Annotated in this window: 14 protein-coding genes; all 14 read left to right on the top strand. The window is 38.9% G+C overall.

Annotated features, from left to right (window positions below; all coding sequences use genetic code 11):
• Positions 1 to 214 precede the first annotated feature (214 nt).
• The 14 genes from COE25_RS26745 to COE25_RS26680 all read left to right on the top strand — a co-directional run bounded on the left by COE25_RS26745 (position 215) and on the right by COE25_RS26680 (position 14,116).
• The gene (locus tag COE25_RS26745) at positions 215 to 979 is read left to right on the top strand and encodes an SDR family NAD(P)-dependent oxidoreductase (protein ID WP_098934808.1); all 765 of its coding nucleotides are present in this window, start codon (positions 215 to 217) and stop codon (positions 977 to 979) included.
• 73 nt (positions 980 to 1,052) lie between these two features.
• On the top strand, positions 1,053 to 1,985 hold the full coding sequence (locus COE25_RS26740; RefSeq protein ID WP_180247624.1) for a zinc-dependent alcohol dehydrogenase: 933 nt from the start codon (positions 1,053 to 1,055) through the stop codon (positions 1,983 to 1,985).
• Positions 1,986 to 2,137: 152 nt separating this feature from the next.
• Positions 2,138 to 3,856 carry a thiamine pyrophosphate-binding protein gene (locus tag COE25_RS26735; protein ID WP_098934806.1) on the top strand — a complete coding sequence of 573 codons (1,719 nt, stop codon included), beginning with the start codon at positions 2,138 to 2,140 and terminating at the stop codon, positions 3,854 to 3,856.
• A 65-nt stretch (positions 3,857 to 3,921) separates the two neighbouring features.
• Positions 3,922 to 5,376 (top strand): CoA-acylating methylmalonate-semialdehyde dehydrogenase, encoded by a 1,455-nt coding sequence (locus COE25_RS26730; RefSeq protein WP_098934805.1) that lies wholly within the window; start codon positions 3,922 to 3,924, stop codon positions 5,374 to 5,376.
• Positions 5,377 to 5,671: 295 nt separating this feature from the next.
• Entirely contained in the window at positions 5,672 to 6,820 is a 1,149-nt protein-coding gene (locus COE25_RS26725; RefSeq protein ID WP_098934804.1) for an ABC transporter substrate-binding protein, read from the top strand.
• 132 nt (positions 6,821 to 6,952) lie between these two features.
• Positions 6,953 to 7,822 (top strand): branched-chain amino acid ABC transporter permease, encoded by an 870-nt coding sequence (locus tag COE25_RS26720; RefSeq protein WP_180247623.1) that lies wholly within the window; start codon positions 6,953 to 6,955, stop codon positions 7,820 to 7,822.
• Positions 7,822 to 8,814, top strand: coding sequence for a branched-chain amino acid ABC transporter permease (locus tag COE25_RS26715; RefSeq protein ID WP_098934802.1), 993 nt, complete (start codon positions 7,822 to 7,824; stop codon positions 8,812 to 8,814). Before COE25_RS26720 ends, COE25_RS26715 begins: the two co-directional genes overlap by 1 nt.
• Position 8,815: 1 nt before the next feature.
• A complete protein-coding gene (locus tag COE25_RS26710) occupies positions 8,816 to 9,619 on the top strand; it encodes an ABC transporter ATP-binding protein (RefSeq protein WP_098934801.1) in 804 nt (267 codons plus the stop codon).
• The gene (locus COE25_RS26705) at positions 9,603 to 10,316 is read left to right on the top strand and encodes an ABC transporter ATP-binding protein (RefSeq protein ID WP_306573013.1); all 714 of its coding nucleotides are present in this window, start codon (positions 9,603 to 9,605) and stop codon (positions 10,314 to 10,316) included. The genes COE25_RS26710 and COE25_RS26705 overlap by 17 nt, the downstream gene beginning before the upstream one ends.
• 74 nt (positions 10,317 to 10,390) lie before the next feature.
• The gene (locus COE25_RS26700; RefSeq protein ID WP_098934799.1) at positions 10,391 to 11,569 is read left to right on the top strand and encodes an acyl-CoA dehydrogenase family protein; all 1,179 of its coding nucleotides are present in this window, start codon (positions 10,391 to 10,393) and stop codon (positions 11,567 to 11,569) included.
• Between the two features lie 54 nt (positions 11,570 to 11,623).
• The gene (locus COE25_RS26695; protein ID WP_098934798.1) at positions 11,624 to 12,388 is read left to right on the top strand and encodes a beta-ketoacyl-ACP reductase; all 765 of its coding nucleotides are present in this window, start codon (positions 11,624 to 11,626) and stop codon (positions 12,386 to 12,388) included.
• 20 nt (positions 12,389 to 12,408) lie between these two features.
• On the top strand, positions 12,409 to 12,858 hold the full coding sequence (locus tag COE25_RS26690) for a MaoC family dehydratase N-terminal domain-containing protein (RefSeq protein WP_098934797.1): 450 nt from the start codon (positions 12,409 to 12,411) through the stop codon (positions 12,856 to 12,858).
• On the top strand, positions 12,855 to 13,256 hold the full coding sequence (locus COE25_RS26685; protein WP_098934796.1) for a MaoC/PaaZ C-terminal domain-containing protein: 402 nt from the start codon (positions 12,855 to 12,857) through the stop codon (positions 13,254 to 13,256). Before COE25_RS26690 ends, COE25_RS26685 begins: the two co-directional genes overlap by 4 nt.
• Positions 13,257 to 13,348: 92 nt before the next feature.
• Positions 13,349 to 14,116, top strand: coding sequence for a class II aldolase/adducin family protein (locus tag COE25_RS26680; RefSeq protein ID WP_098934795.1), 768 nt, complete (start codon positions 13,349 to 13,351; stop codon positions 14,114 to 14,116).
• Positions 14,117 to 14,272 lie beyond the last annotated feature (156 nt).

The following is a 14,272-nucleotide window of genomic DNA, read 5'->3' as shown; positions in this document are numbered from 1 at the left end:
GGATAACATATCATTTTGGTATTTTACATATTGATAACTATTTTTTACACTTTTATCAAAGGATGAAATTCAAAATGTTCAAAAAATTATAGGAGGTATATCCCTTTAGACGTTTATTTTTTGATTCTTTAACAATTTACATCTCATTAAACAAATAAAATTAGTAACAATTTGTTTTTTATTAAATTGTTACCATTTCCAAAGGAGCGACTATATGGGGAATTTAAATAATGCTGTCAGCTGGATAACAGGAGCCACCGGGAGTATAGGAGGTGCGGCATGTAAAGCTTTAGCAAGATCAGGTAGTCACGTAGTCGTTTCTGATATAGATTTCGACCGTGCTCAGGACCTTTCTATCCAATTAAAAGATTTAGGTGTCGAGGCTTTACCCATTCAACTAGACGTCTCAGATCAAAAAGGTGTTGAATCTGTTGCAAAGGTTATAAAAGATACGTTTGGGCGATTGGACATTCTGGTAAATGGTGCGGGTATATCTCCAAAAGGAGAAAACGGACGAGTTCCAGTGGAAAACATGGATGTAGAAGAATGGCATAGAGTGATAAACATCAACTTACATGGAGCATTTTATACCTCGCAGGCTGCTGTTAAATTAATGAAGGAAAATCAAAGTGGTCATATTGTGAATATTGCCTCTCAAGCTGGAAGATCCTATAGTGCCGTTACTGGAGCTCATTATGCTGTTAGTAAAGCAGGTCTTATTTCTCTTACGCGTCAAATGGCTGGAGAACTCGGTCCAAGTGGAATTTATGTAAATGCAGTTGCCCCAGGACGCATTGACACTCCAATGATTAAAGATGTTGCAGAAGAAGTAAACCGACAAATAATAAATAATATTCCATTAAGACGACTAGGAACACCTGAAGAGGTGGCAAATACTATTCTATTTCTAGTTACTCCTCAATCAAGTTATCTTACTGGAGTAGTTATAGACATAAATGGTGGAAGATTGATGATATAGTAATTAATTTTGTTGGGGATTGTTAAAATACACCAGGGAAGCATTTCATTGAAATGAATTGGAGGAATTATTGGTGAAAGCCTTACTTAAACAAAGCTTTGATCCTGGAGATGTTTTATTGCAACAAGTAGTTAAACCAGAACCGGGCCATAATGAAGTGGTCATTAAAATACACTTTGCCGGCATTTGTGGAACGGACATGAAAATATATGATGGACATTATCATGCTTATAAGAATCCTTTGGTCCTTGGACACGAATTTAGTGGTCAAGTTGCAGAAGTTGGTACTGGTGTGCAGGATTTAGTGATCGGCACGAATGTTGTGGCCCGTACGATTTATTCTTCATGCGGGAAATGTGAATCATGTTTTGGAGGAAGAGAAAACCTTTGTACGGAAAAGACTCGAATTGGTTTTGATCATGATGGAGTTTTTACTGAATATGTAAAAGTTAATAAAGATCAAATCCACGTTCTGCCTAAAGAAATTGATTTGGTTACAGCAGCATTATTAGAACCTTTTACAGTAGTGGTACATGCTTTGAATCAAATTACAATTAGGCCATCCGATGTGGTCCTTGTGATTGGTCCTGGGCCGATTGGACTTATGACAGTACTTCTTTGTAAAGCTTACGGTGCTACAGTTGTTGTAGCTGGACCTAAGCAAGACAAGAAGAGACTTGAGTTAGCTCAAAAAGTGGGAGCTGATTTGGTTTTAGTTTCTGATCAAAATAATAGTGAGGCTTCATTATTGGATTTAACAGACGGCCAAGGCCCAAACATTGTTTTGGAGTGCTCAGGGACTGCAGGAGGCGTAAATCAAGGTTTAGAGTTATGCAGAAGAGGCGGCCAATATGTGCAAATAGGCACTCGGAGCACACCCATAACTGTTGATTTTATGAAAATTGCTTATAAGGAAATTAAAGTTATTGGGAGTATTGGACACACGAAACTTGATTGGGATTCGTATTGTTCAAGATGGAAAAGTCGATTTTTCACGTCTGATTGATCATTTTTATTACCTAGAGCAGTGGGAAGAGGCCTTTCAAGCTTTTAAAAACAAAGAGCAGACCAAGGTACTCTTTAAGCTATAAGTTGGTCCTTAGTAGATTTCTAACCATATCTTTTCTATAAAAATACTAATTCATAGGAGGAATAGTTATGCAGCGTCATGGAGGTTATATGTTAGTTGATACACTTATTAGACATGGAGTAACTCATGTTTTTGGAATGCCAGGGGGACAGGCAAATGCATTTTATGATGCATTATATCAACGTAAAGAAGATATCACTCATATTTTGATTAGAGATGAAACTACAGCAGGTTTAGCAGCAGATTCATTTTCGCGAGTAACAGGTCGAATTGGTGTTTGTGATGCTACTGTAGGCCCAGGAGCTACTAAATTCCCTTCCGGACTAATGGAAGCTTTTAATAGTTCAGTACCTATTCTAGTACTTGTAAGTGATCACCCACAAAATTCTGTTCTATTGCAACAATATGGACGTATTAGCCAAGGTGGAAATCAACTTGAAATGTTAAAGCCTTTTGCTAAAGAGACATTTAATGTTCCAAGTATTGAAATGCTTTCTAAAGTAGTAGGTGCTGCTATTCATACGGCAGTTTCAGGTCGTCCTGGCCCAGTTGTTGTTCAGATACCTCAAAATGTTTTCCAAGCGACAACAGATTTGGAACCGCTATCAGGAACTAGTAATCACCCTAAATTCAGATGTTCTGCACCTGAATCTGAAATTGCTAAAGCAGTACATCTCCTTACAGCTGCTAAGAAGCCTATTATTCTTGCAGGCGGAGGTCTTCAACTTTCTCAAGCTTATGATGAGATTGCCCAATTATCAGAGAATTATAAGATTCCAGTCGTAACGACATTGACTGGTAAAGGAAGTGTGGCTGAAACTAGTGACTTATGCCTTGGAGTACTGGGTGAGCTAGGAAGTCCATGTGCAAAAGTAGTTGCTGACCAAGCAGATGTAATTCTTGCAATTGGATATAAGCATTCTCAAAATAGCTCTTATCGTTGGACTTGGCCAAGAGCAGATCAGGAATTAATTCATATCGATGTGGATCCTGCTGAATTCGGACGAGTGATTAACGCAGATGTTGCATTATGGGGAGATGCACGCGAAGTCCTAAAACAAATCTTAGTGGAGTTGAAGGGTTCAAACTTCGAAACTTCTAGTGAATGGTTAAATGTAGTCAAAGTAGAAAAAGAGAAGTGGTTACTAGCTCGCACTGAGGAGTGCTACAGTAAAAATAATCCTATTTGGCCTCAAGCTGCTGTTCAAGCTATAGTGGACCAATTGGGAGAAAATGATTTTGTTACTTGCGATGCTGGTTTTTCAAGTGGCTGGGCTGGAGGTTTCCTGGAATTAAAAAGACAAGGTCGTCAAATCATTCTTCCACGTGGAGCTGCGGGATTAGGTTCTTCTCTGCCATTTGCTCTTGGAGTAGCTATGGCTCGTCCAGGATCACGTATAATAGCTATTAGCGGTGATGGTGCATTTAGTTACAATGTTGGTGAACTAGCAACTCTTAAACAACTAAATTTACCAATTATCAATGTAGTCTTTAATAATGCAGTTTTATCATGGTCAAAATGGACACAGCAACTTAATTTCGATAGAAATAATCAATCTGTTGAGTTAGGAAGTTACGAGTTTGGAACGATTGCTGAAAGTTATGGAATCGTTGGAGAAAACGTTCGAAACATAGAAGATTTAGGACCAATCTTGAAACGTGAACTTGCAGCAAACCGTCCAAGTGTAATTAATGTGTATACAGATGAATGGCAAGCTCCAACTATGCCTTATCGTGAGGCCATGAAAAAGGCGAAACAAGGACCAGTAACTAGTCAAGCATACTAAACATTTCTTTCATTCAGATGTTGTTATTGTTTTTCCATAATTTTATCTAAAGGAGAGAATTTAGTATGTTAGTACAATCAAAAGTGTTGTTTAACAATATCGGGGGAGAATGGGTAGAAGGTTCTACTACTAAAACACAGCCTGTTTATAACCCTGCAACAGGAGAAATAATCGCAGAAGTACCTCTTTCTGCAAAAGAAGATGTAGACAAAGCCGTACAAGTGGCAAACGAAGCCTTTCAATCATGGTCACAAGTCGCAGTTCCAAAGCGTGCTCGTATTCTATTTAAATATCAGCAATTGTTAGTAGACAACTGGGATGAACTTGCTAGATTAATTACTATTGAAAATGGAAAAAGTTTCAAAGAAGCCCATGGTGAAGTATTACGAGGAATTGAGTGTGTAGAATTTGCATCTGGTGCACCAACATTAATGATGGGAAAACAACTTCCAGATATAGCTACTAATATTGAATCTGGTATGTATCGTTATCCAATCGGAGTGGTAGGCGGTATTACCCCGTTTAACTTTCCAATGATGGTACCATGTTGGATGTTTCCACTTGCAATTGCATGCGGCAACACATTTGTCTTAAAGCCATCAGAGCGTACTCCACTTTTAGCTAATCGTCTTGCGGAGCTATTTAATGAAGCAGGATTACCAAAAGGTGTTTTGAACATCGTTCACGGTGCGCATGATGTAGTAAATGGGTTACTTGAGCATAAACTTGTCAAAGCAATCTCATTCGTAGGCTCACAGCCAGTGGCAGAATACGTGTACAAAAAGGGAACGGAAAATTTGAAGCGTGTTCAAGCATTAGCAGGTGCAAAAAATCACTCCATCGTGTTAAATGATGCGGATCTTGCAGATGCTGCTTCCCAAATTTTTAGTGCAGCATTTGGATCTGCAGGTGAGCGCTGTATGGCTGCCTCTGTTGTAACAGTACAGGAAGAAGTTGCAGATGCACTGATTCAAAGATTAGTAGAAACAGCGAACAACATCGTAATCGGAAACGGATTGGAAGAAACCGTATTCCTAGGGCCAGTGATACGTGATGAACATAAGAAGCGCACGTTGGGCTATATTGAATCAGGCGTTCAAGATGGAGCCCGCCTCATTCGTGACGGAAGGAAAGACGCAGCGGTAAAAGGTGATGGTTATTTTGTTGGACCGACTATTTTTGATCATGTTACACAAGAAATGAAAATCTGGCAGGATGAGATCTTTGCACCAGTATTATCTGTAATACGCGTCAAAACATTAGAAGAGGCTATTGAAATTGCAAACAATTCTAGATTTGCAAACGGTGCTTGTATCTATACGAACGATGCCAGAAGCGTACGTAAGTTTCGTGAAACCATCCACTCTGGTATGTTAGGAGTTAATATTGGAGTACCAGCACCAATGGCGTTTTTCCCATTCTCCGGGTGGAAAGATTCTTTCTACGGTGATCTTCATGCGAATGGTACGGACGGAGTGGAGTTCTATACAAGAAAGAAAATGGTGACGGCAAGATATTAAAACATAAGTGTGTAAATGGTATTTGATTAAGAGACCTTATTATTCTTTTTAGAATTTAAAAGGTCGCTTCAATGATTTTTATTATTGGTATTATGTTGTTATTTTAATAACTAAAGAGTTCAAACGATGTAAGAGACCTGTTTTATTCAATGAAAGTACGTTAATCCCGGTAAAGGGTGGATTATTATATAGGTGAAATTCTAAATCGAAACGTAGAATAGGCCGTTTATTAGGTATTATGATTGGCATGGAACTTGCAAGTTATAAAAGTAGTTAAACTAAAGGGGGAGTAATTATGAGGAAGAGAATACTTACAGCTTTAATGTTAGTATTGGTTTTAATTTTAGGAGCATGTACACAGTCATCAAATGGTTCTGGTAAAAATGAAAGCGGAAACATAAAAGTTGGTGCGGTTCTTCCATTGACAGGACCATCAGCCCTGTATGGACAGCAAACATTAGATGGTGCGAAATTGGCAGCCAAAATGATTAATGATGATGGCGGGATATTAAAAGGACGCAAAATTACCTTAGTAACTGAAGATGATCAATCAAAGCCGGAGTTAGGTGTAACGAAATTTAAGAAATTAATTGAAAGTGACAGAGTTAATGCCATTACTGGAGGGTTAAACAGTTCCGTTAACATGGCAACAAAAGATGTTGCTAAAAATAAATTATTAAATGTTGTTACTGTTTCAAAAGCTCCAGAGATTATGACCGACCGTGATTCATTCCGTTTCCGACTAAATAGTACCAATGATATGGATGGAAAGGCTTTCCACAAGTTTATTGCAGAACAGCTTAAACCTAAAACGGTTGCGGTCATCGCTGAAAACACTGATTATGGTCAAGCTGAATTAAAGGCCTTGAAGAAAAACTGGTCTGGTAGTGGGAAACCCAAAATCGTCGCAACTGAGTTTTTTGACTTTACTGAAACAGATTTTACTAACCCGTTAACAAAGTTAAAGTCAGCCAATGCTGATGCATTATATGTTGTTGGTGCTGGCATTGAAATAAATTCAGCGATTTTCAAACAAGCACATCAGCTTGGTTTTAATAACACGATGAAGTTACTTGCACCCGGTAATATCAATTCAAAAATGGTGGAGTTAGCAGGTGATGTTGCAGAAGGAATCATTTCTGCCGACCTATATCAAAATACCATTGATAATGAGATGAACAAAGAATTTGTAGCCGCATTTGAAAAAGAATACAATCATAAACCGGAAAAAGTGGAAATGTTAGGTTTTGAATCCATCTGGTTTGTGGCAAAAGCAATGGATAAAGCAGGATCGTCCACTGACTATAAGGCTATATCTAAAGCTTTAGAAAGTGAAGATTGGCAGTCACCAAGAGGTGATTTAAAGTTTGAGAACGGCCAAGCTTTAGGAGAAGTTATCCCATTAACTGTTAAGGATGGTAAAGTAGTTCCATATCAACAGTAGATTGATAGACACTAACCAAATAGCTTCTATTGGAGAAGCTATTTGGTTAAAAATTCAATGATTTCCTTGTTTATTTCCATATTGAATAAAGAATGATACTTATATTTAAAAGGAAGAAAGGTGGATATATTTTTGGAAATTATCAATCAATTAGTAGCGAATGGGTTAGTTATTGGATTAACTTATACCTTGTTTGCTTTAGGAGTAACGTTAATTTTCGGAATATTAGGAATGATCAACTTTGCCCATGGTGAATTTTATATGCTTGGGGCATTTGGATCGTATATCCTTCAACAAGAATTAGGATTAAATTATTTCCAGGCAGGAATTGTGACTATCATCATCATTTGCTTGATTGCATGGTTGATTGAAAAATTTACGCTCAGGTCATTACTTGATACCGATCATTTAAACTCATTACTTGCCACCTTTGGTTTAAGTATTGTTTTATTGAACATGGTTGCCATTGCATATGGAACGACTCCGAGGCAAATAAGTAGTCCGTTTAACGGTGTCGTACATATTGGAAATGTTTTTATCACTCAACAAAAAATAGTCATTGTCCTTTTGGGTATTGTGGTCATCGTGTTGCTAAATCTCTTTATCAAGCACAGTCATTTAGGGAAGCTCATGCGGGCCGTATCACAGAATAGAATGGGGGCCATGGTCTCAGGGATCTCAATTAAACGAATCTATTCCTTTACCTTCATCTTTGGGGTTTTATTAGCCACACTTGCTGGAATCCTCATCGGACCAACCACCTATGTAACACCCACAATGGGTACGAGTGTTATGTTAAAAGGTTTTGTCATCGTTATTTTGGGTGGGTTAGGTAGTGTTCCTGGGGCAATTATCGGCGGAATGTTACTTGGATTCGTTGAAACAGGGGCATCGTCCTTAGTGGGGAACTCTTGGAAGGATATTATTGGTTATGTAATCTTGATTCTCGTATTATTAATTCGTCCTCAGGGAATCTTTGGATTTCAAAGGAGGTCACAATAATGAAAAAGAAGCTGCCTTTCATCCTAATATTACTAATTTTAATTTCTCTCCCATTTATTTTTAATAATCCTTATTACTTAAATATTATCATCACATTTGGGGTTTTCTCGATCTTTGCTTTAAGCCTAAACTTTATTGTCGGTTACATTGGTGAAATATCATTTGGTCATGCTGCGTTTTTTGGCTTAGGTGCATACTTTACGACCTTAATAAATCAAAGCTTAGAATTTCCGTATTTTATTAGTTTACTCCTTGCCTTAGTATTAACCGGCTTTGTTGGAATGTGTGTCGGATTTTTATCACTTCGTCTCCAAGGTGTTCACTTTGCCATCATTACGCTGGCATTCGCAGAAGTGTTTCGCCTAATCATTCTTAATCTGACAGATATTACCCGAGGCGCCATGGGGCTAAGTGTTTCTTCTCCAATAATACCCTTTACGCAAACTTCTCTTACTGATCCAATGATTTATTACTACTTTGTTTGTCTATTGTTAGTAGGAGTCATCTATTTTATTAAATTCACATTAAGGACACCTTTTGGGAGAGGAATTTTAGCCATAAAAGAAGGAAGTCTGTTAGCAAGTTCAATTGGAATTCATGTTTCTAAATATAAAATTATTGCTTTTACGATTTCAGCCATTATTGCGGGGTTGGCTGGGGCATTGTACGCACCTTTTGTTGGAATTATTACCCCTGATCTTTTATCCGTCCATTATACAACTGAAGCTTTATTAATGGTAATTGTCGGTGGAAAAGGATTCTTGCTAGGACCATTGTTTGGTGCCTTTATCTTCACAGTTATTCCAGAATTCTTGTGGATGTCCCCGGAAGTCCAACTACTTGTATTCGGTATCATATTAGTTTTATCGATTAAGTTTATGCCTAAGGGGATTGCCAATCTGATTAAAGTGATTAGTACAAAAATGCAAAAGGATAAAGAGCCTAAACAACATTTAAAAAGTAGCATGGAGAAAGAAAAGGAGGTGTCATAATTTGACTTTATTATCAGTTTCCAATTTAAGTAAACGGTTCGGAGGTTTAAGTGCGAATTCAAATATATCATTTACAGTTGAGGAGCAAAGCATAGTTGGTATAATTGGTCCCAATGGTGCTGGAAAAACGACTTGTTTTAATCTGATAAGTGGCTTTTTACCACCATCAGAGGGAGAAGTAATTTTCAACGGTACCAATATAACTAAATTGAATGCCCATCAGACTGCATCATTAGGAATGGTTCGAACTTTTCAGCATACAAGCGTGTTTTCAGAACTTTCTGTGTTAGATAACATTCTGACGGGGCAGCATTTGGAAGTGAAGGGATTATTAAAATACGCCTTTACTAATCGGAAAAAGTACATCGAAGAGGAAAATAAGAGTAAACAAAGAGCAATTGAAATATTAAAGCTAATGGAATTAGAAGATAAGCAAGAAAAACAAGCGAAAAGTCTTCCGTATGGTGAACAAAGAAAGCTAGAAATTGCGATTGCCCTAGCTGCTAATCCAAAATTATTACTATTGGATGAGCCAGCAGCAGGCATGAATGAAACGGAGTCCGCTAAACTAGTTCAAATTATTAAAAAACTAAAAACAAAAGGCCTTACAGTTTTAATTGTGGAACATGATATGAAGGTTGTAATGAATCTTTGTGATTATATTGTTGTTCTAGATCAGGGTGCAAAATTAGCGGAAGGCACTCCAAAGGAGATTAGTAATAATTCTAAGGTAATCGAGGTTTATCTTGGTACTCCTGATGAGGATCACCACACAAAAGAGGAAGGAAGTGTGGAATTTGCTTAAGTTAAAGGACGTTCATGTTTCATATGGTCCTATTAAAGCGGTTAAAGGAATATCTCTCCATATTAATGAAGGAGAAATGATTGCCTTAATTGGTGCAAATGGAGCGGGCAAGAGTACAACACTTAAGGCAATTGCAGGGATTGAACCAATAGAATCGGGTGAAATAAATTATTATGGAGAAAATATTTCAAATTCTCCATATTATAAGACCAACAATCTTGGGATTACGCTTGTCCCAGAAGGACGACAATTGTTCCCTGATATGACAGTAAAAGAAAATCTTGAAATGGGATACAAGAAATCGAAAAAAGGTGCAAGTTTGCGAGAGTTACTGGAAAAGGTCTATGAATATTTTCCAGATGTGTACATGAAAAGGAATGAACTTGCCAGCAGTTTAAGCGGTGGACAGCAGCAAATGGTAGCCATTGGGAGAGGAATCATGTCAGAGCCTAAGCTCTTGATGTTTGATGAGCCCTCATTAGGTTTAAGTCCTGTGTTAGTACAAAATGTAGTCAGTATTATTCGGACCTTGCATGAGAAAGGCCATAGTATATTGCTAGTAGAACAAAATGCGAACTTGGCCTTAAAAATGGCAGATAGAGGCTATGTTTTAGAGATGGGAAGAATAGTCCTTGAAGACAAGGCTAGTTCTTTATTAAAGAATGAGGAAATTAAAGCTGCATATTTGGGACTCTAATAATCTAATGTGTCATTGCATATTATTTTAAGGGTAAAAAACTAGATTCCAAGAATAAGGATGGAGTGATTACTATGCATTTGCGTCTGACAGACGAACAGAAAATGGTGCAAAAAACAATTAGAAGATTTGTAGAAAAAGAATTAATACCACTAGAAAACGATGTTCTTAGAAATGAACGCGAAGGCAAACCAAGTCTACCGCCAGGGAAATTGAAAGAGCTGCAATTAAAGGCTAAAGAAGCTGGGTTCTGGGGAATTAATACTCCAGAGCAATATGGCGGTGCCGATTTAGGTCAGATGATGATGGCAATTGTATTAATGGAAGTTTCCAAAACATTCGTTCCTTTTTCTTTCGGCGGTTCTGCTGATAATATCCTTTACTATGCGAATGAAGAACAAAAGAAGAAATATCTCATTCCAACTATCAATGGTGATAAGAAGTCCTGCTTTGCGATGACCGAACCTGGCGCAGGCTCAGATACACAGAATATCAAAATGACGGCCGTTAAAGATGGTAGTGAATGGGTCCTTAATGGTGAAAAGACTTTTATTACAGGCGGAAATGAAGCAGATTTCGTAATGGCAATTGCCATTACTGATAAACAAAAGCATCAGGAGACTCGTGGACGTGAAGGCGTAACCTGCTTTATTGTTGACCGTGAAATGGGCTGGAAATCTGAGTATATACATACTATGGGTGAATGGGGTCCAGCTGGTTTGGTTTTTGATAATGTTCGTGTTCCGGAGGAAAATATCCTCGGTGAACTTCACAAAGGCTATAACCTTGGATTAGAATGGATTGGTTTTGCAAGATGGATCGTGGGTGCAAGGGCTGTCGGTGCTGCAGAACGTTTATTACAAATGGCGATTGATTATTCCAAGGAACGGATTACCTTTGGCAAGCCAATAGCTGAGCGCCAAGCAATCCAATGGCAAATTGCAGATTCTGCAGTTGAAATTGAAGCGGCCCGCTGGCTTGTATTAAATGCGGCATTTACGCTTGATCAAGGTGAAGACAACCGACATTTGGCTTCTATGGCTAAATTATATGGCGCCAATATGGGTAACAGAGTCGTTGACCGCGTGCTGCAAATTCATGGCGGCATGGGTTATACAAGAGAATTGCCGATTGAACGCTGGTACCGTGAAGCTAGACTTTGGAGAATTTACGATGGAACAGATGAAATTCAGCGGATGATCATTTCTCGTAACCTTCTTAAAGGGCATGTGAAAGTTGGTCAATACGTTTAAAAGCTTTTTGAAAGCGTTGTCTAATTAGAAATATTTATTTTGGGAGGAAGAGAAATGGCAGGAAGATTTGCTGGAAGAGTTGCATTTGTAACTGGAGGCAGCCGTGGTATTGGAAAGGGGATTGTTGAGCTTTTTGCAAGCGAAGGTGCAAAGGTAGCCATCATCGATTTAAACGAAGAGGCATTAAGTGAAACAGCAAATGAATTAAGAGAAAAGGGCTATGAAGTTTATACCAAAGTTGCCAACGTTGTGGATTCTGAGCAGGTGGAGGCAGCTGCCAAAGAGGTACATGATACCTTCGGATCAATTGATATCCTTGTCAATAATGCCGGTGTGATTCGTGATAATCTGTTGTTTAAAATGACAGATTCTGATTGGCAAACCGTAATGGATGTCCATCTGAAAGGTTCTTTCAATGCTGCACGCGCTGCGCAAAAATATATGGTCGAGCAAAAATACGGACGTATTATTAATATATCTTCCACTTCGGCTCTCGGAAATCGCGGCCAAGCCAATTACGCTGCTGCCAAAGCAGGTCTTCAAGGCTTTACCAAAACATTGGCAATTGAGCTTGGAAGATATGGAATTACCGCCAACTCTGTAGCCCCTGGATTTATCGAAACCGATATGACAAAAGAAACTGCTGCAAGAATAGGTATTTCTTTTGAACAATTAATTCAAGCAAGTGTTTCAAATATTCCAGTGGGCAGAAGTGGCAAGCCTGAGGATATTGCTAATGCTGTTGCCTTCTTTGCAGATGAAAAATCATCGTTCGTAAGTGGGCAAGTCATCTATGTAGCCGGCGGACCAAAATGTTAATTAGGTGAGGTGGAGATGAATTGTTTAAAGATCAAATTGGCAAACAGTCTAACAAGGTAAAAAATGTTGTTGAAAGGGGAGCCGTAAAGAAATTTGCGGAATCCATTGGCGACCTTCATCCCATTTATTTTGATGAGGAAGTTGGCGCAAAGTCTAGATATGGAAAGAATATTGCCCCGCCAACTTTTCCAAGGGTTTTTGATTACGGTGTAATTGAAGGCTTAAACCTTCCTAACAAAGGATTAATTCACGGTGAACAAACGTTTCATTACGTTCGTCCTTTATTAGTGGGTGAAGAGGTTTATTGTTATTCAAAGGTAAAGAACTACTTTGAGAAAAAAGGTAATTTTGGTGAAATGGGCTTCCTCGTTCTCGAAAGCTATGGCGATGATGCGGCAGGAAATACCATTTTCAGTTCAACCTCAACGGTTGTCATTTCTGAAGCGGTGAGGAAGGTGTTGACCCGATGAGTACACTTACTGAATTAAACATTGGCGAATCGGTTAAAGAAATTCAATTAGAGCCTGTATCAAGGATGAACCTGATTAAATATTCGGGTGCTTCAGGGGATTTTAATCCGATTCATACAATCGACGATGAGGCGAAAAAGGCGGGACTGCCAGGCATTATTGCTCATGGCATGTGGACGATGGGAAATCTGGCAAAGCTGTTTACGGAATACTATGATGAAGGCTTCATCGAAGATTATTCGATCCGTTTTAAAGGCATGGTATTTTTGAATGATGTCGTTACCCTCAAAGCGACTTTGAAGGAAAAGCAGGAAAATAAATTGCGCTTCACTGTACAAGCGGTGAATCAACAAGGCAACGATGTTTTAAAGGGTGAAGTAGTGTATCACCAATACTAACTAGATGATCAGAAATTGAAATTAGAGCCCGGCATTAAAAGGATTTCTTCTTATGCTGGGTTTATTACTATCAATTTTTAAAGGGTGATGATATGTCTGCAAAAATGGTTTTGAGCTATAAGCCGCCAGTTTTCACTTCATTTGAAGAGGAAAGACTGCATTTAAAACAAAAGTTAGCGGCCTCGTTCCGCTTATTTTCTAAATTTGGCTTTGATGAAGGAGTCGCCGGACATATAACTGCACGGGATCCTGAGCGGAAGGATCATTTTTGGGTAAATCCGTTTGGGATGCACTTTAGCCAGATTAGAGCCTCTGACTTAATTCTTTGTAACCATGATGGTGTTGTTGTTGAAGGGAATTATCCCGTTAATCGTGCTGCGTTTGCCATCCATTCACAAGTTCATGCCGCACGTCCTGATGTCATTGCCGCTGCCCATGCTCATTCGGTTTATGGTAAATCATGGTCATCTCTCGGCCGACTCCTTGACCCGATTACTCAAGACGCCTGTGCCTTCTATAATGATCATTCATTATTTGATGATTTTACTGGAGTTGTTTTGGACATTGAAGAAGGCCGTCGGATTGGAAAAGCTCTAGGAGATCGAAAGGCTTGTATTCTTAGAAATCATGGGCTTTTGACAGTCGGAAGATCGGTGGATGAAGCAGCCTGGTGGTTTATTACAATGGAACGTTCCTGCCAGGCGCAATTGCTTGCAGAGGGAGTAGGGTCACCTGTGATTATTGATGATCTAAATGCCGCTTCAACGTATGAAACCGTCGGAACCCATGAAGCAGGCTGGTTCCAATTCCAGCCATTGTGGAATCGGATTGTGAAAGAGCAGCCAGATTTATTGGATTGATTTTGCCCGAAGTTGGTTAGAAGAGTGGAGGGGGAGCTCCTAATGCCCGAAAGTAAGCAAAAAGGAACCCATGGTTATTAAGAGGGTCTCCTAATGCCCGCGGGCAAGAAAAAAGAGTCCTCACGGTAATTAGGAGGGTCTCCTAATGCCCGCGGG

The sequence above is a fragment of the Bacillus sp. AFS031507 genome (genome assembly GCF_002584635.1).
Taxonomy (GTDB): Bacteria; Bacillota; Bacilli; order Bacillales; family Cytobacillaceae; genus Neobacillus.
The sequence above is the reverse complement of the archived record's forward strand: the minus strand, read 5'-3'. Positions and strand labels throughout refer to the sequence as shown.